The following is a 22,172-nucleotide window of genomic DNA, read 5'->3' as shown; positions in this document are numbered from 1 at the left end:
GGTGTTCCCCTTCGTGGTGTTCATGAGTCGGTCAGGAGCGCGCGCAGCGGCGCGAGTCCCATCGGTCCGAGGCCGAGCGCGCGGCGGTGGAAGTCGGCGGCGGAGGCGCCCGCGCGCCCTGCGGCGGCACGCGCCTCCGTCCAGAGCTTGGCCCCCACCTTGAAGGCGAGCGCCTGGCCCGGCCAGCCGAGGTAGCGGTCGACCTCGAACCGGGCGGTCCGCGGGTCGACCAAGGCGATGTCGGTCAAGAAGCGGCGGGCCAGCTCGGGCGTCCACTGCCCGGTCGCGCCGAGCGGGTTCGCGCGCAGCCGACGACCGGTGTGGAGGCCGATGTCGGCGACGATCCGCACGGTGCGCCACAGCTGGCCCAGCACCATCCCGAGGCGTTCCGCCGGGTCGCGGAGCAGGCCGAGGTCGGCCGAGAGCTGCTCCGAGTAGTGCGCCCATCCCTCCGCGTAGCCGTGGATCTCGCACAGGTAGCGCTGCCACGGGTGCAGCCCGGCGTTCGCGCGGTTGATGCTGTGCTCCAGGTGATGGCCGGGAACGCCCTCGTGGTGGAAGCTCGTCACCTCCTGCCAGGTGCCGATGGCGTCGGCGCCCTCCGGCACGGTCCAGACGATCTTGCTGCGCACGGAGCCGTCGGGAGCGCCCGGCAGGTAGTAGACGACGCCGGTGGCGGCGGTCGGCACGACGATGTCCACGTCGCGGATGCTCTCCGGAAGGTCGAAGGCGTCACCGACCGTTTCGAGCGTCCAGTCGAGGCGGTCGTTCAGCCAGCCGACGATGTTCGCGCGCCCCTCGACGCGGTGGCGCTGATCGGCGTCGAGCGCACGCGCAGCCGCCGCGACCTCCCCGGGTCCGCCGTCGCCGACGTGTCCGCCGAGCACCTGCGCAGAGAGGGAGAGCGCTTCGGAGAACAGGCGGTCCAGCTCCTGCCAGCCGTAGTCGTAGACCTCGTCGAGGTCGAGCTCGGTGCCCAGGAAGCTGCGGGCGGTCTGCGCGTAGACGTGCTCGCCGACGGCGTCCTCGCGGGGGGCGTCCGGCAGCAGATCGCTGCGCAGCCAGTCCTCGAGGTCGGCGAACGCAGCCGTCGCCGACGCCGCGGCGCGATCGAGCGCCTGACGCCGCGCCGTCGCGAGGCCGGCCGTTGCGATGCTCGAGAAGTAGTCGATCCCTCGCGGGTCGATCCACGTCGCGATCTGGTCGGCGACGGCCGTGACCTGACGCGCTGCGGCGACGCCGGTGCCGGTGAAGCGGCTGTCCCTCCCCGCGGCGCGCGCCCAGCCGAGCCTCCTGCGCAGGTCGGCGAGCGCGCCGTCGACCGCCTGCAGGCGCTCGATAACCCGGTCGCCGGCGTCGTCGTCGGTGACCACGACGTCGTCGAAGCTCTCGCGCACCTCGTGCACGGGCGACGCGAGCGGCGCCAGCAGCCGGGCGGTGAATCCGGTGTCGAACAGCTCGGCCTCGCTCCGCATCCGCTCGGTCATGGCGGCGTGGAGGCTGCGGTCCGCCTCCCCGTCCGGCTCGGCCCCGCGCAGGGCGGCCGCCGTGCGCCGGGTGAGCGCGCGTCGCTCCTGCGCCCATTCCGGGCTCAGGTCCGGCAGCGGGCGGGTGGAGGCGAGGCCCAGCGCCTGCGCGGCGGTCGGCTCGTGCTCCGCCAGCGCGGAGACATGGCGGTCGGCGACCTCGCGCGTCGCGGAGCCGCTCACAGCAGACCGGCGCGGTCGTCGCGCACGGTGACGCCGTCCTTCATCACCCAGTCGATGCCGCGCAGCGCGGCCACGTCGAGCGTCGGGTCGTCGGTCATGGCGACGAGGTCGGCGTGCGCCCCGGCCTCGATCGTGCCGAGTCCGTCGGTGCCGAGCAGCTCGGCGGCGCGCACGGTGGCCGAGCGCATGACGTCGAGCGCGCTCATCCCCGCCTCCTGCATGAACTCCATCTCGCGCACCGTCGCGGTCGTGCCGTCGAAGTCGGCGGCCGGCGGCATGTCGGTCCCCATCGCGATGGAGACGCCGCTGGCGATCGCGTTCTGCAGGCTCTCCCAGTGGCGGGGTCCGGCGCCGAGCGCGCGCTGCTTCATCCAGTCGGGCACGCCCTGGGCGTCGAAGAACTCCTCGCAGCGGCTGACCGTGATGGTGGGCACGTACCAGACGCCGCGCTCCGCCATGAGGTCGGTCAGCTCGCGGGTGAGCTGGTAGCCGTGCTCGACGCAGTCGAGGCCCAGCTCGATCGCACGGCGCAAGGTCTCCGACGGGCCGACGTGCGCGGTGACCTTGCGGCCCCAGTCGTGCGCGACAGCGATGATCGAGCCCATCTCCTCGTCGGTGAGCTGCGGCGTGTCGATCTGCTCGTGCTCGCCCGCGATGCCGCCCGAGATGCAGACCTTGATCAGGTCGGCGCCGTGACGGATCTGCAGCCGGGCGAGCCGGCGCAGCTCGTCGGCGCCGTCGCCCTCCAGCGCGTCGGAGTCCCAGCCGTGCCCGCCGGTGCAGCACAGGGCGTGCCCGGCCGTGAACAGGCGCGGCCCCGGCACGATCCCGGCGTCGATGCCGCGCCGCAGGGCGAAGTCGAGGTAGCGGCTCTCCCCCACCAGCCGCGCCGTGGTCACGCCCGCGTGCAGGGTGCGCTTCGCCCCGTCGGCCATGACCAGCAGGAGGTCGGGGTCCGACTTGCTCGCGATCGCGGCTCCGGCCGTCCCCGGCAGGGCGAGCCCGAGGTGAACGTGCATGTTGATGAGGCCCGGCGCGAGAACGCGACCGGTGAGGTCGACGTCGCGCAACGGACCGCCGGCCGCCTGAGCACGCAGCTCCTTCGCGGGTCCGACCGCGGCGATGCGGCCGTCCGCCCCGACCAGCACGGCGGCGTCGATGAGCCCGTCCCCGGTGCCCGTGAAGACGCGTGCACCGGTCAGCAGTGCGGGCGTCGCCGTGGTGGTGTCGAGGATCATGGGCGTGCTCCGTTCGTGAGGCCGGCGTCCGTGCCGGCGTTCGAGAGTGCTGTCGGGGGCTGCTCGTCGAGCCCTGGCAGCTTCTTGACCGGGCCGATCTCGGGGATCGCCGCGATGAGGGTGCGCGTGTACGGGTGCTGCGGACGCTCCCAGAGCTGCTCGCTCGGGCCGCGCTCCACGATCTCGCCCGCGTACATCACCGCGGTCTCGTCGGCGATGGCGCGCACGAGCGACAGGTCGTGCGAGATGAACAGCATCCCCATCCCCAGCTCGGCGACGAGCGACTGCAGCAGCCGCACGATCTGGGCCGATGAGAAGGCGTCGAGCGCCGTCACCGGCTCGTCCGCGACCATCAGGCTCGGCTTCGCGGCGAGGGCTCGCGCGATCGCCAGGCGCTGCCGCTGGCCGCCGGAGAACTGCGCCGGATAACGCGTTGCGGCGGCGGTGTCGAGGCCGACCAGCGCGAGCAGCCGCGCGACCTCCGCCTCCCGCTGCCGCCGGTCGAGGTTCTCGGCGACGCCGTCGAGCAGCTGGCTCGCGATCGTGCGGCGCGGGCTCAGCGACGCGTACGGGTTCTGGAACACCATCTGCAGCCGCCGGTCGGGCGCGGGGCGCTGCCGCATCCGCAGCGGCTCGAGCGGGCGGCCCTCGAAGCGCACCGTCCCGGAGGTCGGCGCCTCGATGCCGACGGCGACCCGGGCGAGCGACGACTTGCCGCAGCCCGACTCGCCCACGAGTCCGACCACCTGACCTGGCTCGACCGAGAGCGAGACGCCGCGGACGGCCCGCACGGGCGGGGCGCCCGGCCGGCGGTGGGTGACGACGATGTCGTCGATATCGAGGATGCTCACAGCGTCTCCTCCGCTCGGGTCCGGCCCTGCGCCAGCGATTGCGCGCGGGAGGCGATCAGCGCCTTGGTGTACTCGTGCTCCGGCGCGTTCAGGATCTGCGTCGTCACGCCCGACTCGACCACCGTGCCGTCCTTGAAGACGTACGTGCGGTCGGCGATCGCGCTCATGACGCCCAGGTCGTGCGTGATGAACAGCATCGACACCCCGGTCTCGCGCGACAGGCGGTCGAACAGCCGGAGGATCCCCGCCTGCACCGTGACGTCCAGCGCGGTGGTCGGCTCGTCGGCGATCAGCAGCCGAGGCTCGCAGGCGAGCGCGATCGCGATGGCGGCGCGCTGCCGCATCCCGCCGGAGAACTGGTGCGGGAACGCCTTCACCGCGGTGTGCGGGTCGGTGATGCGCACCAGGTCGAGCAGCTCGACGGCGCGAGCCTTCGCGACCTTCTTCGACACCCCCGTGTGGTGGATGAGGTGCTCGGTGATCTGGGTGCCGATCGTCAGCAGCGGGTGCAGTGCAGCCGTCGGGTCCTGGAACACGATCGCGATGCGGTTGCCGCGGACGGTGTCGAGCTCCGAGCGGCGCAGGTCGAGCAGATTGCGGCCCTCGAACATGATCCGGCCCGTGGCACGGGCACCCGCGGGCAGGATGCCCATGATCGCCGAGGCGGTCATCGTCTTGCCCGACCCGCTCTCGCCGGCCAGGCCGACGATCTCGCCGTCGCCGATCGCGATGTCGGTGTCGTGGACGAGCTCCGTGTCTCCGGATGGGGTCGGCATCGTCACCGTCAGGCCCTCGATGGTGAGCAGCGGCGCGGTCATCGCGACCTCCCCCTTCTGGACCGCGGGTCCAGGTGGTCCTGGACGGCGTCGCCCAGGAGGTTGAAGGCCATCACGATCGTGAGGATCGCGAGGCCGGGGAACAGGCTCACCCACCAGTTGCCGAGGTTCTGCGAGCCGAGCGCGATCATCGCGCCCCACTCCGCCGCCGGCGGCCGCGGCCCGAGGCCGAGGAACGACAGGGCGGCGAGCATCAGGATCGCGTTGCCCAGCTCGATGGTCGACATCACGAGCGCGGGCCCGGCGCTGTTCGGGATGACGTCCTTGACGATCGAGCGGAGGGTGCGCGAGCCGAGCAGGCGGCCGGAGACCACGTACTCCTGCTCCCGCACGCTCAGCACCGAGCTGCGGATGATGCGGGCGTACAGCGGCCACGACACGATCACGAGGGCGAGCACCGCGTTGCCGACGCTCGGCCCGAAGGCGGCGGCGACGGCCATGGCGAGGATGATCTGCGGGAACGCGAGGACCAGGTCGGCCAACCGCATCGCGACGTTGTCGACCGCCTTGCCGAAGTAGCCGGCGGCGAGCCCGACGATTCCGCCCACCACGAGGGAGCAGGCGACGATCGCCACCGCGAGGGGCAGCGACAGGCGCGACCCCCAGATCAGGCGGCTGAGCATGTCGCGCCCGAGGTCGTCGGTACCCATCCAGTGCGCCGCGCTCGGCGCCTCCAGGTTGTCGCCGACGGTCTTCAGCGGGTCGTAAGGGGCGATCCACGGCGCGAAGGCAGCGAGGATGCACCACACCGCGATCACGGCGACGGACACGATGGTCAGCGGGCGCCAGAAGGACCCGGTCGCCGGGGATCCGTCGCGGCGCACCCGGCGCCCGCCGAAGCGGCCGAGGCGGGCTCCCCGGGTGACGGCGACCCGGTCGGAGGACAGGATGGTCATTTCGCTCCGATCCTCGGGTCGATGACGCTGTAGAGCACGTCGACGAGGAGGTTGATGAGGGTATAGACCACGGCGACGAACAGCGTCACGCCGAGGATGGACTGCAGGTCGAGCGAGATCGCGCTCTTGTAGGCGTACTGGCCGAGCCCCGGCCACGAGAGCACCTGCTCAACGAGGACGGCGCCGCCAAGCAGAGAGGCGAACATCAGGCCGGAGACCGTCAGCACCGGCAGCAGACCGGCGCGGAAGACGTGGCGCCAGGTGATCACCCGGCTGGGCAGCCCTTTCGCCACGGCCGACCGGATGTACTCGGCGTCGAGCACCTCGATCATCGCCGACCGAACGAAGCGCAGCAGCCCGGAGACGGTGAGCGCGGTCAGGATGCCGACCGGCAGCAGCAGGTGCCACACCGCGTCGCCGAACACGTCCCACTGCCCCGCGAGCGCGGAGTCGACGGTGTAGAGCCCGGTGAGCGTGGGCGGCGGGTCGAAGTCGTTGCTGAGCCGGCCGCCGTTGGGCACCCAGCCGAGCAGGTAGAAGAACACGTAGAGGGCGACGAGCGCCAGCCAGAACGGCGGCGTGGAGAGGCCGACCAGCGCCACGGTGCGGATGCCGGTGTCGACCGGGCGGTTCTTGCGCATGGCCGAGAGCATCCCGAGGCCGACCGCGATGATGATCGCCAGGATCATCGCCGGGATGGCGATCTCGAGGGTGGCGGGGACGTACTGCTCCAGGTCCTGCGTCACCGGGCGGTGGGTCTGCTGCGACGTGCCGAGGTCGCCGTGGAGGATGTTCCAGAGGTAGCGGCCGTACTGCACCCAGATGGGTTGGTCGAGTCCCCACTTGGCGCGGAACGCCTCGCGGATCTCTGGGTCGTCGTAGGCCTGCTGCGACAGGTTGGCCGCGGCGGGGTCGCCCGGCACGACGCTCACCAGCAGGAAGGTCACGACCGTGACGCCCCAGAGCAGGATGAGGGCGCTGACCAGTCGCCGCACGATCATTCTCGCGAGAGGTGGCATGAGTCCCGTCTTCGGGTCGGGGCGGACGTCGACGTCCGCCGGAGGGCGGGCGCCCCTGAAGGGAAGGACAGGGACGCCCGCGGTCTCGGATGCTGGCGCGGCTACTTCGCGGCGATCGCGGCCAGGTCGACCGTCCAGCCGGCGGGGGTGTACTCCGCGCCGGTGAGGTCGCCGGTGGCGACGACGATGCCGGCGTTGTTGGCGAGGGCGATGTACGGCGAGAACTCGTTCATGACCTTCTGCCAGGCCACCATCGCATCGGTCCGGGCGTCCGGCGTGACGGCCGCGGTGACGGCCTTGCTCGCCTGGACGGCGGCCGGGTTCGCGCGCTCCACGGTCCAGCCGGTGCGGAGGGAGGTGGAGGCGCCCGGCGCCATGTTGTTCACCAGCGAGTCGGACGCCGGGTAGTTCAGGCTGTTCGGGGAGAAGTTGATCTCGTTCTTCCCCTCCGACTGCGACTGCAGGAACACGTTGATCGGCTGCGGGGTGAGCTCGATGTCGATGCCCGCCTTCTTGGCGTCCTGCTGCACCTTCGTCACGATGGTGCCGAGGTCGACACCGCGGTAGGTGATCGCCGGGTAGACCAGGGCGGCCTTGGCACCGGTCAGGCCGGCGTCGGCGAGGGTCTTCGTGGCGCCGTCGATGTCCTGCTTCGGAGCGTCGGCCTCCGGCAGCGCGCCGGCGAACGCGGGCGGGACCAATCCGGAGGCCGGGGTCGCGCCCTTGCCGAACAGCTTCGCGATGCCCGGGCCGTCGACCGTCTGGCGCAGCGCCTTCACGAACGCCGGGTTGCTCGTGACAGCCGAGACCGCCGGGTCCTGGTTCACACTGAGGAAGTAGGAGGTGTCTGCCACGCCCGAGACCTTCAGCTTGCTGGAGAGCTCCGATGCCTGCGGGCCGGAGAGGTCGAGCGCGACCTCGTCGCCCTTGGCGCGCGAGATGGCGAGCTTCTGGTTCTGCACGTCGACGTTCTGGATGACGACGCGGCCGTACGCCGGCTTCTCGCCCCAGTACTTCGGGTTCGCCGTCAGCACGATCTTGGAGCTGGGGTCGTAGCTCTTGATCACGTACGGGCCGCTGCCGATGCTCTCGGTGTCGAGCTGGGTGCCGACCTTGTCCTTCGCCGCCGCGTCGTCCGCGTCGGTCGCGCCGAGCTTCTTCGCCGCCTCGGCGTTGATCACGCTGGTGGCCGGCATCGCGAGGATGATCGGCACGTTCGGGTCGGGAGTCTCGCTGGTGACGACGACGGTGTCGTCGCCCTTCGCCGCGAACGAGAGCGTCTGCACGGTCTGCGACGACGAGCCCTTGAGGTTCTTGAGGCGGTTCAGGCTGAACACGACATCCTCGGCGGTGACCGCGGAGCCGTCGCTGAACGTCGCGTCCTTGTCGAGCGTGAACGTCCAGGTCTTCCCGTCGGAGGACTGCTCCCACTTCGAGGCCAGCTCGGGCTTGATATCGGTCACGTTCGAGCCCTCGAAGGTGACGAGCGTGTCGTAGAGCGCGTGCACGGCGATGTTGCCCGTCTGCTCGTAGACCGTGCCCGGGTCGAGCGTCTTCACGACGAACGAGGTGTCGACCGTGAGGGTCTTGTTCGAGGAGGACGAGCCGTTGGAGGCGCCCGCGCACCCCGTCATGGTCAGGGCCAGCGCGAGGACGCCCGCCGGAACAGCCCATCGGGCCGCGTGGAGAGATTTCATCGTCGATTTCTTTCTCGGGAGTGTGGGGCAGGACGAGGCAGTAGAGTTCCTTCGGCGACGGTGCCTCGGAACGACCTCTCGGAAAGGGTGGAGCCTCGGATCGATTTCAATCTGATTGAATGGATTCCACCAGATTTAACGACTCGGCGCAAATAGGCGCTGCCGCGAGGAAGGACACCACGTGCTCGGAGACCGCCTGAAGGCACTCCGCACCGGCAGGGGTTTGACCCTGCGTCAGCTGTCGGAGCGCACCGGCCTCTCGGTCAGCATGCTGAGCCAGATCGAGAGCGGCGCCGCCGACCCGAGCCTCGGCTCCCTGCGCACCCTGGCGAACGTCTTCGAGGCGTCGATCGCCACCCTGTTCAGCGACCCCGACGCACCGAACGTGCACATCAGCCGCCCCGGCTCGCGCCACAAGCTCATCGCCGGTGACGCCGGATACGCCTACGAGCGCCTCACCCCCGGCCGCGGCGACCTGGAGGTCCTGCACGCCGACATCCCGCCGGGCCTGTCGAGCTCACCCCACCCGTGGGCGCACCCGTCCACCGAGTGCGCGTTCGTCGTCCGCGGCCGCCTCGTCGTCGAGGTCGGCGCGGAGCGCGTGGAGATCGGCGCCGGCGAGTCGGTCACGTTCGACTCCCGCGAGCCGCACCGCTACATCAACGAGAGCGCGGAGCCCACCGAGATCATCATCGCGGTGACTCCGCCCTCCCCCTGAGCTGTTGCTGTCGCCGCGCGCCTACCGCGTCGAGTGCGCCAGCAGCTTCGCCTCCAGGTAGGAGCCGAGGCTCTCCTGGATGTGGAACTGCGTGTGCTGGTGCCGCCGGTCACGCACCCACAACAGGTCGCGCGCGGCCCGGCGCTGCTTGCGGAGCGCGAACACGCGCACCGCCAGCCCGGCGACGACGGCGAGCGCGAAGACCCCCACCGCGACGAGCACGGCGAGCGTCGCCGAGCCGAGCAGGGAGGTCTCGGCCGCGCCCCAGGCGATGCCCGCGTCGGCCGCGAGCACCAGGCAGGCGACGAGCACCGGCTTGCGGATCAGCGCGCCGCGCGTGGCGGCGACGAGAGCGCCGGCCGCGGCGAGCTGCTGCTCCTGCTGCCGGCGCTGCTCCTTGGCCCAGTGGAGGTCGAGCTCGCGTCGCCGGAGCTGGCGGCGCGCCACGTCGTGGGCATGGTTGTACGAGGTCGTTCTCGAGTGCACAGTGTTGTCCTTCGGGTCGACGTACTGCGGGATTCGGGTTCCGTCGGCGAGCTTAGCGAGAACGAACGGTATGTGGGCCAAATGGAGGACACGAGTTTGTACCCCAATTCGGGCGACACGCCCGGGATGTGGTCGGGGAGGGGCGAGCGGGCGTGTCAGCGGCGCTCGGCCTCCACCGCCGCCGACTCGCTCGCTTCCGCCGCCGGCGCCTCTTCCGCATCGCCGATGTACGCCACGTAGCCATCCGGGCGCACCACGACGACACCTCCGTCGCGCAGTCCGGCGGCATCCGCGAGCCGGCCGGCATCCGCTTCGGAGAGCCTCAGAGGGGTCGTCTCGCCTGTCACGTACGGCAGCACGGCTGCGTTCACCGCTGCGGCCTTCGCCGCCTTGGCCTCCGCTGCCCCGGCCTCCACCGCCCCTCCCGCGCCCGGAAGCTCGATCACCAAATGCCCCGTCGTCTGCGCGAGCGCTGCCGCCACGTGCTGATCGCGCAGCAGCAGGAAGTCGCCCGGCTTCAGCGCGTGCCCGCGCCGGCCGCCGCTCCCCCTGACGATCGGGCTGCCCTCGTACCGGACGCGCTGCTCCTCTACCTCGTCTGCCAGCCGCTCCTGCACGGGCGGCAGCTTCGCACCCGCGTGGAGAACCGCGTTGCGAACCCGCTGGGCCAGCGGGTTCTTTAGCGTCCCGAGTGTCGACAGCCGCGTGCTGAAGGCGATCACCGCCGCCGCGACGGGATACCGCTCGCTCTGGTAGCTGTCGAGCAGCGTCTCGGCGCCGTCGTCGCCACCCGCCCGCAGCGCCAGCGCCAGCTTCCACCCGAGGTTCATCGCATCCTGGATCCCGGTGTTCATCCCGAGCCCACCGGCCGGCGAGTGGATGTGCGCCGCATCCCCCGCGAGGAACACCCGCCGATCGCGATACCGCGCCACCTGCCCGTGCTTGAGCTGGAACCGCGTGAGCCAGTGCGCCGCGGTGATGCGCAGCTCCACTCCACGGTCCGCGAGCGCCTGCTGCACCCACTCGACGGTCACCGCCCGCTCCGGATCGGTGCCCGGCGGCAGCTCCGCCATCACCCGCACCCGCCCCTCCGGTAGCGGGAAGATCAGCGCCGTCGTCTCCCCCGGCGACAGGAACGTGTGGAAGTGCGCCCGCTCGTACCCGTGCTCGCCGTCGACGTCGGCGAGCAGGAAGTCCTCCCCCGCGAAGTCCCCCTCCAGCTTCTGCCCCATCAGGTGCCGCACCGTGCTGCGCGCCCCGTCGGCGCCGACGAGGTAGCGGGCCCGGATGGTGCTGGGGTCGCCCGCGTGCGTCTGGACGGTAGCGGTGACGCCCTCCTCGTCCTGCTGGTAGCCGGCGAGCGTGACCCCGCGCTCGACCTCCACGCTGAACTCGGCGAGCCGATCCGCGAGGATGCGCTCAGTATCGGTCTGCAGCAACGACACGGAATGCCGGTACACCGCATCGATGGACCCGAACGCGACCTCCGCAATGCTCTCGCCCCCGGCATGGAACTCCATCGCCGTCGACACGATCCCCCGCGCCAGGACCTCGTCGACGACCCCGTGCGCCTCCAGATGATCGAGCGACCGCGAATGCAGCACGATGGCCCGCGACTCGGTGGTGGGAGCGGGAAGGTTGTCGATGATCCGCACCCGAACCCCACGCCGCGCCAGATCCCCCGCAAGCGTCAACCCGACCGGCCCGGCCCCGACCACGAGAACGTCGGCCGCCACAACGTCGGCCACTGGCTCATCCCCACCCATGAATGCTCCTCCCCGAGACGTACCCGCACCCTACCGGCGCGCTCCGACACTCCCGCACCCCCGCTCACCGGTTGTGTAGCGTGGCCCTCATGACGGACCGCCCGGACGCCCTCCCCGCCGACTACGACCCCGCCCACGTCTTCCGCGTGGTCGCGATGCCCGTCTCGCAAGGCTGGGGCATCTGGCTCCGCGCCGCCGACGACTCCATCATCCACAGCTTCGGCCTGGGCTTCCCACCGGGAACGCCGTTCCAGCCGGACGTGCTCAACCTGTTGGGGCCGATCCTGAACGTGCAGTACGGGGTCGCGTTCCAAGGGGCCGAGGCGTGGGATGCGGTGGAGGAGCATTGGTCGGCGGTGGTTTATGAGGTGGGTGGGCGGTAGCCGCCACCCTAAACCTGCGCCGGGTTGCGCTCGCGGCCCAGAGACTCGAATCAGAACCGATCGGCGAGCTGTCGACCGATCGCGGCGCCTAATGGGATCGGCACAGCATTGCCGATCTGCCTCGCTATCTCAGTCCGCGAACCGACGAAGCGATGTCCAGGTCCGAACCCCTGCAGCAGCGCGGCCTCGTAGTGGGTGATTGCGCGGTTCTCCTCCGGGTGGATGTATCGCCCCTTCTCGGGCTTGAAGAACTCCGTGCGAATCGTCACCGACGGCCGGTCCCAATGCATACGCCCCATGACATCGCCGGATCCCGTCTTGTGTTTGACCCAGCAGGCCGGCATGAGGTCAGGGTACGGCTCGAGGTCCCGACGGTTACCCCCAGCTGGTATGACACTGAATCGTCGAAGGGACAGCTCGGTGTAATTCCGACTCCAATGCAGATCTCGAGCTTCGAACTGTCCTGCAAACGACTTCCCGTTGAAAGACGTGCGACGCTCAGCGAAGACGTGGTCCCGATCCGGTCTACGCGGTACCGTGCCCAGGACATCTGCAACCGTCACGTGCCGCTTCAGCCCGGTAGCCGATGGATCGGCTGAGTGTGTGGCCTCAGGTAGGCCTGGGAAACCGAGGTCACGGTGATATCCGATTATCACGGTTCTCCGACGGGACTGCGCGGCTCCGAAGTCAGCGGCATTGAGCACCGCTGACTCGAATGAGTACTCCGGAAGCATCCCTCCGCGTTGGGTCTCAGCGAGGAAGAGCTTGTACTGTGGCGACTTCTTGAATTCGGCGACGTTCTCAACGACGAAATATTTCGGCTCGGCACGCCGGATCGTTCTCGCGTACTCCATCCAGAGCGAATTGCGTTCGTCCTCGACGTCCTGCTTGCCCAGACTGGAGAACCCCTGGCACGGGGGCCCCCCGATTATCACGTCCGCCCGAGGGACATCCGAGTTGTTCAACCAGCTCTTGATGTCGCCTGCGTGGACGATTCCCGCACCGTACGTGGCCTCGTAGGAAGCTGCCGCTGCTTGGTCCCACTCCACCGCCCCAACAGTGCGGAACCGATCGGATGCCTCGTGAAGTCCCGCGGTCAATCCGCCCGCGCCCGCGAACAGGTCAAGGACGGTGATTTCACTTGGCATGCTCAAGATTCTAGGGTCAGCCACTGACCCTGGTGATCGACTCACCGACTCGTGATGAGAGAGAACGCCTCGTTCTGCCATAGTTCAGTTGAGAAGATCACGTTCGGAGTGCGAATGGACCACGTCATCTACCCGATGTTCGCCGATTGGGCTCGGCGACACGGGGTTGAGAACGCCGTCGACCGTCTGTCGGCCGGGTTTCCGAGCGAGACGCTCCGAGAACTCGCCGATTTCTACAACAGCCAGGTGGCGCTCATAGAGAACGGCGGACCCGCGATCCTCAAGGCCGGCGGCGACGCTTGGTATCCGGGCCCCTCACCAGAGGCGCTCTACTGGAACCCGCTGCGTGACGCGTTTCGGACATCCGGTCTCGGAGATGACGTGATCGCGAGCGTCGACCGCTCTTCGAGCAAGGTGGTTGCGCACACGCCGCAACCGACTGCGAAGAGCTTCGACGGCAAGGGCCTCGTCGTGGGGTACGTCCAGAGCGGCAAGACCACCAACTTCATCTCCGTGATCGCGAAAATGGCGGACGAGGACTACCGGTTCGTGATCGTACTCGCCGGGGTTCACAACGGCCTGCGCAAGCAGACGCAGGCCCGCCTGTCGTCGCAGCTTCATGCACCGAACGCAACGCGCTGGCATCTCTTGACAGATGAGAACGGCGACTTCCAGACACCCGCCAGCCCGCCGGTCAGTGTGTTCAGCGACCATCGAACCGCGCTGGCTGTGGTCAAGAAGAACGCGGCGGTTCTCGCCAGGCTCATCAAGTGGCTCGACACCGAGTCCGCTCGATCGAAGTTGGCCGACATGCGTGTCCTCATTATCGATGATGAAGCCGACCAGGCGTCCGTCGCGACCCGCTCCATCAACCCGAAGATCCGTAAGCTTCTTGAGCTCACTCCGAAACACACCTACATCGGGTACACCGCGACCCCGTTCGCCAACGTGTTCATCGATCCCGCCTCGGACGACCTCTATCCCAAGTCCTTCATCCTCAACCTTCCCCGGCCGGACGGATACTTCGGCCCCGAGAGGATCTTCGGCAACGACCTTCCGCCCGAGCATCCCGACAGCAACGACGGCTACGACATGATCCGCGCAGTGCCCGGTCTCGACATCCCGAAGTTGAGGCCGCGCAACAAGGCTGCTACTGCGTCCTTCCGGCCCGAAATAACTGACGAGCTCCGACGCGCTGTGCTTTGGTTCTTGCTGGCCACCGCGGCCCGCCACGCCCGCGGGCAGCATAACGCGCACAGCACCATGCTGATTCATACCGCAATCCCCGTGACTGTGCATCGCGCATTCCATGGCCCGATCAGCGACCTTCTGGCATCGGTCCGTGCGGAGCTCGACGAGGTCGACTCGAGTGTCCAAGCCGAGCTTCGATCCCTCTGGGACGAGGAGTCCTCTCGCGTGCCCGCGTCGGACTGGGGTCGTTCACAGAACAGCTATGAGGAGATCGCCACGCACCTCGCAAGCATTCTCGACAGCACTCGGGTAATACTCGACAACTCGATGAGCGACGAGCGTCTGCTGTATCAAGAGGACGAACCATTGGTCGCTATCGCGATCGGGGGCAACACGTTGTCGCGAGGGCTGACCCTCGAAGGCTTGGTGGTCTCCTTCTTCGTGCGGTCGGCCAACACCTACGACACGCTGATGCAGATGGGGCGGTGGTTCGGCTATAGGACGGGCTACGAGGACCTCCCGCGTATCTGGATGACCGAGGAGCTGGAGGAGAACTTCCGCCATCTCGTGACGGTGGAACGGGAGATGCGTGACGATATAGAGCACTACCAGCGACAGGATCTAACCCCCCTGGAAGCTGCAGTTCGCATCCGAACCCATCCCAGTCTGCGTATCACTGCGAAAATGGGCGCCGCCACGCCTCACTATGTATCGTTCGCCGGCCGCAGGCTGTACACGCGCTACTTCAAACCCAAGGACGCCGCTTGGCTTGAGAAGAACCTGAAGGCCGCGGACGAGCTGGTTTCGACGGCGTCGACCTCTTCGCACTTCACCAATGGGCGCGCAACACTTTTCGAAGACGTATCGTGGACAGCGATCAGACGGTTCCTCAGCCAGTACGAAGTGCACGAGGACTCTCCGGATCTCGATCGAAAGCTGATGCTCAAGTACATTCAGCAGCGGGTGCAGGACTCTCCCGCATCCCTCGAAGCTTGGACCGTCGCGGTCGTTGAGGGTCCGGAGGGAAACGCACCGATCGACTTGGGCTCGCGAAGCTGGCGGTCTGTAATCCGCGCACGTCTCAAAGGACCCGATTCCAAAGCGGATATCAAGAACGTGATGAATCGAGGTGACCGCGGACTCGACCTCGAACGCTCTACCGGCGAGCTCGACGCGATGAGCGAACAGGAGTTGGTGGCGCTCCGAGAGACGGTCGACCGCGTTCGCGACAAGGGCCTTCTCGTCCTTTACCCGATCGATGCCCTGAGCGCCCCCCAGACCGAGCGGTCACGTGCGTCTCGTCAAGCACTGGATGCCGTCGGCGCTGTAGTCGGGTTCGGCATCGTGTTCCCTGGGGAGCCCGAGGAGAGGAAACAGTTGAAGGCCGGCAAGGTAGCCGTGGATCTGTCGGATGTCACCATCGAGGACCCGTCAACGTACGAGGACGACCTCGAGGGAGCGGCCGAGGGGGTTCGGTGACGGCGATTCACCTTTCGCGCGGTCTGCTTGCAGGATCATGGGAAGCACTGGCGAGCTCGCGATCCGCCGAGATGGCTTCCTTGCCGCTGGAAGCGCTCCACGAAATCGGCGTACGGATCGCCATCGACAGTGATCGCTCTCGACACTTGCTCGTGCCCACGGGCATCCCCACTCGCCCTTGGAACCAGATTGACTCACCCCTCCGGGAATCGGTGCGATCACTCGCGTTCGCCGGCGCGCACGGTAAGAGGTACCTCGACGTCCGATGCTCGAACGCAACGCTGTTCGATCTCTTCGACGAGCTCATTATCGGAGTGCTCGGTAGGGCCCGTTCGGCAGGGGATGTCGGAGCCGCCGTGGACAGCTCGCTCTCGGAGTGGCGCGCGATGTTCAGGGCGGCCGCGCTCGTCGGCTTCGGCCGGAATCAACGCTTCGGCCTCTTCGCGGAACTGCTGACGCTGCAGGCGAGCGCTGAATCTCTCGGTGCGAGCGCCGCCAAGTACTGGACCGGACCCTCTGGCCTCAGCCATGATTTCGAGCTTCCGGGCGGTTGTATCGAGGTCAAGGGCGCGAGCACATCATCGAATTCCGTAACGATTCACGGGCTCGAGCAACTGGCTGCTCACGATGAGCGCCCGCTAGCGCTTCTCGTGTACCGACTCGGCGAGTCCGAGGAGGGCAGCACCATTCGACAGCTCATTTCGGACATCGAAAGTCGCTGCGGCTCGGGCGCCTTGGACAATGCGCTGGCAGCGGTCGGCTTCACCAAGACGACGCCGGATGAACGCCTCGTGGTCGTTGATGCGTTCGTCGTCGAAGTCGATGATCGCATTCCTCGACTGGAGGCTGCTGTGGGGGGCATTACAAGAGCGGAGTACGACGTGTCGATCGACGCCCTGAGGGCGATCATGAAGCCGTCTGCGCCGAGCGCGGCGATCGCGAAAGCGGCGAGATGACCGGCCAGTGGAAGTCCCAGACTTTTGACGCCGAGGGCTCGTCGACCGCCTCAGGCATTCTGCGACAGCTCGGACGCCCCAGCTTGGATGAATTCACGATCCTGGTCCGTGAGGCCGCTCAGAACAGCTGGGACGCCAGGCGGGGGGATTCAGACGTTCATTTCGCGATGCGACTTCAGCGCCTAGGGGATCGGTCCGAGGCTTGGAAGGATCTCCTGCTCCCCGGTCCGCCGGCTCGCTCGATCGACGGCTTCGACGCAGCGTTGGCGCCCGATTCCTGGCAGCTGATCATCTCCGACCGCGGCACTCAGGGTCTCGCCGGCCCGATCAGAGCGACGCAGCGGCCGAGGGTCGGCGAGAAGAATGACTTCGTTCAGTTTCTGAGGAACGTGGGCGAACCTCGTGACACCGTCCTCGGGGGTGGCACCTACGGTTTCGGGAAGGGAATCTTTTATCGAACAAGCCGCGTTCGGACCATTCTGGCCGACAGCCGCGTCCTTCATGGAAGCAGACATCAGCGGCGCTTGATGGGCGCAGCCCTGGGCGACGACCTGTGGGAGGACGGCTCCGATGTGAGGCTGACCGGACGCCACTGGTGGGGGCGCCTCGACGGCGACGTCGTCGATCCTCTTCTCGACGACGACGCAGACGTCGTCGCCAGAGCGCTGGGACTGCCCGAATTCGAGGCCGATGCGACGGGCACCAACATCGTGGTACTCGCCGCAGACCTAGAACTCGGCGGCATCTCCGAGAGACGCACGAACCCGACTGCTATCGGTGTCCACCTGGCGTCTGCGATTCTGTGGAATCTCTGGCCGAAGTTCCGCGCCATATCGGCGTCGTCGGAGCCCGCCATGACCTTCAGCGTGCACGTCGAAGACGAGGCCATCCCGATCCCCTCTCCCACTGACGTTCTGGGGCTCAGACCGTTCGCTGAATCCTTCAAGCTGCTGGGCGGCGGGGACAAGAGAACGTATAACCGCACCTCCGAGCCTCGGATACACGTCGGCGACCTCGTCGTCCGGACTGGGCTCGCTGAACAGATCGAAACGCCGGTCATCGCATCCGCTCGACCGTTCGACGGGCCGGCACATCATGTCGTTCGCATGCGCCAGGCAGGGCTCGTCGTGGACTACTTCGAGGGCCCACCTCACCCTGATCCTCTGTTCTGTTATGGGGGCGTGTTTCGAGCCTCGTCCGAGGCCGATGAATTCTTCGCAGCAGCCGAGCCTCCGACCCACGACCGATGGAATCCTGAGGGACTCGACAAGTCTGCGCGGGCAGTCGTGGACGGAGCCAAGCGCTGGATCCGCGATGCCGCCAACAGGCAGTTCGCTATGTCCGCGACCCCGAAGGGGAACGGATCGCGAGGCCTCGGGCACGGCTCGCGTCGGTTGTCCCGGCTTGTGGCCGGTCTCCGCGCGACAGGAGCCGACCCGATCGGGATCGGGGGCGTCGGACGGGGAAGCGCGAGAAACGGTGAAGGTCGCGGCACTACGAGCGGCGCAGGCAGGACGGGAGACGGTACCGGCCCGGGGCGCCGCCCCCAGCGCGCTCGACTCGAAGGCGACCCCTGGGTTCAGCCCTACGAGGGCTCGTTGGGGGTGTTCACCCGAGTCCGTGTGGAGGATCCAGCGTCTGTTACGGCGGTCCGAGCGAGGTTGGATGTCGTCTTGGATGGTGGCAGCCGTGAGAGCGCCGCGCCGAGGGGTGCGTTCACTCCCCAAGTGCTTGGGTGGTATGCGGCGACTGATTCGTCGATCAATCAAGCGGGCGACACAGTCACAGCACTTCGCGGCGTACAGGACTGGGTGGTGGTTGCACAGTTCAGCGACGCCGCGGTCACTCGATTCCGCCTGGAAGTGGAGGACGATACGGATGTCGCATGACGTGTGGCCCTTCCGCAAAATCGCCGAGGGCACGGTGGAGATGTCGGAATGGTTGATGCCAGAGGCGGATGGCCGGGAGCTTCCCGAGTACCTCGAGGGGTGGGATCCCCTCACCGATATCTGCGTACAACGTTCGATCCGTTGCGATCCGAACGCGGTGCTTGACGACTCGGGCCTTCCTTCCGAAACTCCGCTCGTACTTACGGTCAGCTGGAACAACAGGCAATCGTTCATGACCGAGTCCGCATATCGCGCACCACTCCTCGCTGAGCAACTTGTCGAATTGACGCTTCCCGCCGGCCGATTGGGCGGAAGCATCTCCCTACGAACGACGATCGCAGTCGCGACCACCGACATTTCGAGACCCCTCGGAACCGCCCGGTGGGCGGGATCCGTCCTTTTCGAACACGAACGAACCGTCGTCCTGGAGGGAAGCGGGCCGATGTTCCCTATGACGGAGCTCGACTTCTCCGTGACGCGATACCACCCTGACGCAAGTTGGGCGCTGCAACTTCCCGACGACCTGAGTCTTCCTGTGCTCGGTTCAGTGCTTCTCCTCATCAATACGAGGGATGCCGACCTTCTGACGGCCCTCGCGGCCGCCACACCGGATCAGAGGCAGGCCGCCCTCATCAACGAGCTCGAGGGGCAGGTGGGGGGCTTTCTGATCGCGCAGGCGGCCTCGCGCCGCATCGAGATCGAGTCCGAGGATTGGGAAGAACAGTCTGTCGGTGAGTTGCTCGCGGGATATCTGGCGATAGCTGATGACCAGGGTGTGATCGGAACCATCCACGGCGATGACGCCACGGCGATCAGCGCAGCATTCCAAGGGGCGGCTCGCGCAGAAGGCTTCGGGAGGCGTTTCGGATGAATCTGCTTTACCCGAGGCTCCCACGATCTGCTGCGGAGCGCCTGTATGAGACCGCCGAAGACCTGTCAGCCGCGACTGAACACAGCGCTCAGATTTTTGCTCCCGTCGGTGGACGACGAGCGACTCCAACCGATGTCGCAAAAGTGTCCGATGCTGTCCGCGCAGAGGCCACAGCGTGCGGTTTTCCGGCGTCACTTGAGCCTGCGAAGCGAATTGAATTCGATCGCCGCGTGGCACGTGTACTCGTCGAGGTCATGGACCTGTCTTGGAGTGAAGCCGCCGCGACCGAGATTTGGTCGTTCCTCGCGCTGGTAGCGCTGCCGGACGTGACACGATGGCGATTCGGCACTGGCAATCCTGAGCGATGGATCGCGAGCGACTTGACGCGGCATATCTGGGCACGGGCGTGGTGGAGAGGAACTGTGTTCCAACAGCGGCCCGATCTGTTGGATGTCCTCTCGGAGAGCGACCTCAACCAGGTTCTTGAGCGGCGCGTGATCGGTGGGGACCCTCGACTGGTCATCGGTATCGCTGACGCGCTGGTCAGGACGAATGCCCAACTGCCGGGCCACCGACGGGATCTCATCCGAAATGCCGCGGCACGCCTCCGTCGCCGTCTGGCCTTCATCGATGCGAGAGCACTCGATGACACCGGCGTAACGTGGCTATGTCAAGAGATGCTGAACGAATCCGCGGCCTGGGTGGTCGAAGCGCCTCAGGAGCTAGGCGAGGAGGACGTCGCCTGATTGTGCTGGAAGGCTCTGCCGCCGATTCGAGGTCGCTCGACCCAGCAGGTCGGGGCGTGGAGGAGATGAATCGATGGCACGTCCCGGATCGGGTACCGCCAATGGCTCGTGGGCGAGTTCGCTCGCGTCCCGCAAATCGATGCAATCGAACCGCGGGCGCGACACCGCTCCTGAGCTCGCCGTCCGCACCCTCTTGCATCGCGCGGGGCTTCGCTATCGGGTGGACTTCCCTCCATTGGGCGGTCGACGCCGCGCCGATATAGTGTTCACGCGCGTACAGCTGGCGGTCTTCATCGACGGCTGTTTTTGGCACGGATGCCCGCAGCACGCAACGTATCCGAAAGCGAACAGCGACTACTGGCTGCCCAAATTACGCACGAACATCCAACGCGACCGGGACACCGACCGATTGCTGCGTGATGCGGGATGGACGGTGCAGCGATTCTGGGAGCATGAGGCGCCAGAAAGCATAGCGGCTGCTATCATCGCCTCCCTGCGGCCGGAGCACGATCCAGCCGATAGAGTCTAACGGCCGCGAACGGCTGCCTCAGCGCCGCCCACCCCTCCCCGCAAACACCGCGAACCCCAACGGCACCAGACTCCCCACCATCAACACATTCCCCAACCCCGCATCCTCCCCCCGCACCAACGCCCCCGACACCAGCACAGCCCCGAACACCAGCGCGGCCACCAACCGCCGCCCGGTCTTCTCCAACCGCAGAGCGGCCTTCTCCAGCCGCGGGTTCGTGACCTCCAGCTTCCCGTCCGAGATCTGCGTCACCAGCGCGTCCACCCGCCGCGGCAACCGCGACAGCACCCCGAGGATCTCCAGCGCCTCCCGCCCGAAGTCGCCCGCGACGTTCCCGCGCTCCTCGCGCAGCAGCTGCGCGGCGTACGGCTCGACCGAGTCCCACAGGTTGAACGACGGGTCGAGCGCGCTGCACACCCCCGACGTCAGCGACATCGCGCGCACGATCAGGAGGAAGTTCTCCGGCAGCTGGAACGGCAGCGACCGCACCACGTCCCCGAACTCGTTGGCGAAGTCGCGGAACTCCCGCGGGTTCACCTCCCGCAGCTCCGCGAATCCCATCCCGCCGAACCGCGCGAACAGGTGCGCCATCGCGCGTTCCAGCTCGGTCGTGTCGGCCGTCGGCAGCAGCACGCCCACGTCGCGCATCGCGTCGACCAGCCCCTTGCCGTCGCGTCCCGCCGCGGCGATCAGCAGCTTGCGGAGGCCGCGCCGGATGCCCGCCGGCACCTCCCCCATCATTCCGAAGTCGATGAATGTCAGCTTCCACGGCTGCGAACCGTCGCCGGCCGCGGGCGTTCCCGGCGCCACCGGCGTGACGAAGATGTTGCCCGGGTGCGGGTCCGCGTGGAAGTACCCGCTCGTGAACAGCTGATCGAACATCACCGTCGCGAACACCGGCGCCACCGCGGCCGGGTCGATGCCCGCCGCGCGCAACGCCTCGGCGTCGGTGATCTTGATCGCCGTGACATCCGCGAGTGTCAGCACACGACGCGTCGTCCGCTCCCACACCACTGACGGCACCGCCACACGCGCATCACCACTGAAGTCCGCCTCGAACCGCTCGGCATTCCCTGCTTCATGCACGTAATCGATCTCGTGGAGGCTCGTAGCAGCGAACTCCTCGACGAGCGCCGGCGCATCCACCCGATCCGACACGAGCCGCACGTGACTCAGCCACCGCCCGACCCGCCGCAGCGCCGCGAGGTCGACGTCGACGATGGCGTCGATCCCTGGCCTCTGCACCTTGACGACGATCTCGTTGAACCCGACCTCCGCGGCCGTCTCCGGCGCGAGCCGTCCGCGATGCGCCTGCCCGAGGGAGGCCGCCGCGACGGGAGTCGGGTCGACGTACGCGAACGCCCGCTCCAGCGGCACTCCCAGCTCCGCCTCCGCCAGCGCCCGGATCTCACCGAACGGAACAGCCGGAACCTCGTCCTGCAACCCCTCCAACTCGGCTGTGATCTCCGGCGGCAGCACGTCGAGCCGCGACGACATGAACTGCCCGACCTTGATCATCAGCCCACCGAGCTCGATCGCGAGCCCGTGGAACCGCTTGGCGAACCGCCGCATCCGCTTCGACCGCGTCCGCTCGGCGACGCGCGCGAGCCCGATCCGCGGCAGGAACAGCTCGTACCACCACGTCACGGCGAGGTTCCACCCGGCGAACCGGAGGATGCGCCGGTAGCGGGCGCGCGTCACCCCCGCGCCGGGGTTCGCCGGCGCGGAGGCGGGGGTGGTCGCGTCGGACGGCGCGGTCACCGG

Annotated in this window: 19 protein-coding genes; 8 read left to right on the top strand and 11 right to left on the bottom strand. The window is 67.9% G+C overall.

Annotated features, from left to right (window positions below; genetic code table 11):
• Nucleotides 1-20 precede the first annotated feature (20 nt).
• From P5G50_RS09000 to P5G50_RS08970, 7 genes are all read right to left on the bottom strand, one after another.
• Entirely contained in the window at nt 21-1,709 is a 1,689-nt protein-coding gene (locus tag P5G50_RS09000; protein WP_301210816.1) for a DUF885 domain-containing protein, read from the bottom strand.
• Entirely contained in the window at nt 1,706-2,947 is a 1,242-nt protein-coding gene (locus P5G50_RS08995; protein WP_301210817.1) for an amidohydrolase family protein, read from the bottom strand. The genes P5G50_RS09000 and P5G50_RS08995 overlap by 4 nt, the downstream gene beginning before the upstream one ends.
• Nucleotides 2,944-3,798 carry an ABC transporter ATP-binding protein gene (locus tag P5G50_RS08990; RefSeq protein ID WP_301210818.1) on the bottom strand — a complete coding sequence of 285 codons (855 nt, stop codon included), beginning with the start codon at nt 3,796-3,798 and terminating at the stop codon, nt 2,944-2,946. The genes P5G50_RS08995 and P5G50_RS08990 overlap by 4 nt, the downstream gene beginning before the upstream one ends.
• Entirely contained in the window at nt 3,795-4,616 is an 822-nt protein-coding gene (locus tag P5G50_RS08985) for an ABC transporter ATP-binding protein (RefSeq protein WP_301210819.1), read from the bottom strand. The genes P5G50_RS08990 and P5G50_RS08985 overlap by 4 nt, the downstream gene beginning before the upstream one ends.
• The gene (locus P5G50_RS08980) at nt 4,613-5,530 is read right to left on the bottom strand and encodes an ABC transporter permease (RefSeq protein WP_301210820.1); all 918 of its coding nucleotides are present in this window, start codon (nt 5,528-5,530) and stop codon (nt 4,613-4,615) included. The genes P5G50_RS08985 and P5G50_RS08980 overlap by 4 nt, the downstream gene beginning before the upstream one ends.
• On the bottom strand, nt 5,527-6,549 hold the full coding sequence (locus P5G50_RS08975) for an ABC transporter permease (protein ID WP_301210822.1): 1,023 nt from the start codon (nt 6,547-6,549) through the stop codon (nt 5,527-5,529). Before P5G50_RS08975 ends, P5G50_RS08980 begins: the two co-directional genes overlap by 4 nt.
• Nucleotides 6,550-6,650: 101 nt before the next feature.
• Nucleotides 6,651-8,246, bottom strand: coding sequence for an ABC transporter substrate-binding protein (locus P5G50_RS08970; protein WP_301210824.1), 1,596 nt, complete (start codon nt 8,244-8,246; stop codon nt 6,651-6,653).
• Between the two features lie 181 nt (nt 8,247-8,427).
• Between P5G50_RS08970 and P5G50_RS08965 the strand changes: the two genes are divergently transcribed.
• Nucleotides 8,428-8,964, top strand: a complete 537-nt coding sequence (locus tag P5G50_RS08965; RefSeq protein ID WP_301210826.1) for a helix-turn-helix domain-containing protein — start codon at nt 8,428-8,430, stop codon at nt 8,962-8,964.
• Between the two features lie 21 nt (nt 8,965-8,985).
• Here the strand turns inward: P5G50_RS08965 and P5G50_RS08960 are convergent, their stop codons facing one another.
• Nucleotides 8,986-9,450: a hypothetical protein gene (locus P5G50_RS08960; RefSeq protein ID WP_301210827.1), complete on the bottom strand. Its 465-nt coding sequence runs from the start codon at nt 9,448-9,450 to the stop codon at nt 8,986-8,988.
• A 155-nt stretch (nt 9,451-9,605) separates the two neighbouring features.
• The gene (locus P5G50_RS08955) at nt 9,606-11,198 is read right to left on the bottom strand and encodes an FAD-dependent monooxygenase (RefSeq protein ID WP_301210828.1); all 1,593 of its coding nucleotides are present in this window, start codon (nt 11,196-11,198) and stop codon (nt 9,606-9,608) included.
• Nucleotides 11,199-11,305: 107 nt separating this feature from the next.
• Between P5G50_RS08955 and P5G50_RS08950 the strand changes: the two genes are divergently transcribed.
• Nucleotides 11,306-11,599 carry a hypothetical protein gene (locus tag P5G50_RS08950; RefSeq protein WP_301210830.1) on the top strand — a complete coding sequence of 98 codons (294 nt, stop codon included), beginning with the start codon at nt 11,306-11,308 and terminating at the stop codon, nt 11,597-11,599.
• A gap of 50 nt (nt 11,600-11,649) precedes the next feature.
• Here the strand turns inward: P5G50_RS08950 and P5G50_RS08945 are convergent, their stop codons facing one another.
• On the bottom strand, nt 11,650-12,747 hold the full coding sequence (locus tag P5G50_RS08945; RefSeq protein ID WP_301210831.1) for a DNA cytosine methyltransferase: 1,098 nt from the start codon (nt 12,745-12,747) through the stop codon (nt 11,650-11,652).
• A 114-nt stretch (nt 12,748-12,861) separates the two neighbouring features.
• On the opposite strand from P5G50_RS08945, the gene P5G50_RS08940 reads away from it, so the two are divergent.
• The 6 genes from P5G50_RS08940 to P5G50_RS08915 all read left to right on the top strand — a co-directional run bounded on the left by P5G50_RS08940 (nt 12,862) and on the right by P5G50_RS08915 (nt 20,408).
• The gene (locus P5G50_RS08940) at nt 12,862-15,417 is read left to right on the top strand and encodes a Z1 domain-containing protein (protein WP_301210833.1); all 2,556 of its coding nucleotides are present in this window, start codon (nt 12,862-12,864) and stop codon (nt 15,415-15,417) included.
• A complete protein-coding gene (locus tag P5G50_RS08935) occupies nt 15,414-16,373 on the top strand; it encodes a PD-(D/E)XK motif protein (RefSeq protein WP_301210834.1) in 960 nt (319 codons plus the stop codon). Before P5G50_RS08940 ends, P5G50_RS08935 begins: the two co-directional genes overlap by 4 nt.
• Nucleotides 16,370-18,262 carry a hypothetical protein gene (locus P5G50_RS08930; protein ID WP_301210835.1) on the top strand — a complete coding sequence of 631 codons (1,893 nt, stop codon included), beginning with the start codon at nt 16,370-16,372 and terminating at the stop codon, nt 18,260-18,262. The genes P5G50_RS08935 and P5G50_RS08930 overlap by 4 nt, the downstream gene beginning before the upstream one ends.
• Nucleotides 18,252-19,133, top strand: coding sequence for a hypothetical protein (locus tag P5G50_RS08925; RefSeq protein ID WP_301210836.1), 882 nt, complete (start codon nt 18,252-18,254; stop codon nt 19,131-19,133). The genes P5G50_RS08930 and P5G50_RS08925 overlap by 11 nt, the downstream gene beginning before the upstream one ends.
• Nucleotides 19,130-19,879: a DUF6339 family protein gene (locus P5G50_RS08920; RefSeq protein ID WP_301210837.1), complete on the top strand. Its 750-nt coding sequence runs from the start codon at nt 19,130-19,132 to the stop codon at nt 19,877-19,879. Before P5G50_RS08925 ends, P5G50_RS08920 begins: the two co-directional genes overlap by 4 nt.
• Nucleotides 19,880-19,952: 73 nt before the next feature.
• On the top strand, nt 19,953-20,408 hold the full coding sequence (locus P5G50_RS08915) for a very short patch repair endonuclease (RefSeq protein ID WP_301210838.1): 456 nt from the start codon (nt 19,953-19,955) through the stop codon (nt 20,406-20,408).
• Nucleotides 20,409-20,426: 18 nt separating this feature from the next.
• On the opposite strand, the gene P5G50_RS08910 is transcribed toward P5G50_RS08915, so the two are convergent.
• Nucleotides 20,427-22,169, bottom strand: a complete 1,743-nt coding sequence (locus tag P5G50_RS08910; RefSeq protein ID WP_435870858.1) for an ABC1 kinase family protein — start codon at nt 22,167-22,169, stop codon at nt 20,427-20,429.
• Nucleotides 22,170-22,172 lie beyond the last annotated feature (3 nt).

Source organism: Leifsonia williamsii (assembly GCF_030433685.1).
Lineage (GTDB): Bacteria > Actinomycetota > Actinomycetes > Actinomycetales > Microbacteriaceae > Leifsonia > Leifsonia williamsii.
This window is presented reverse-complemented; position numbering and strand designations above follow the sequence as displayed.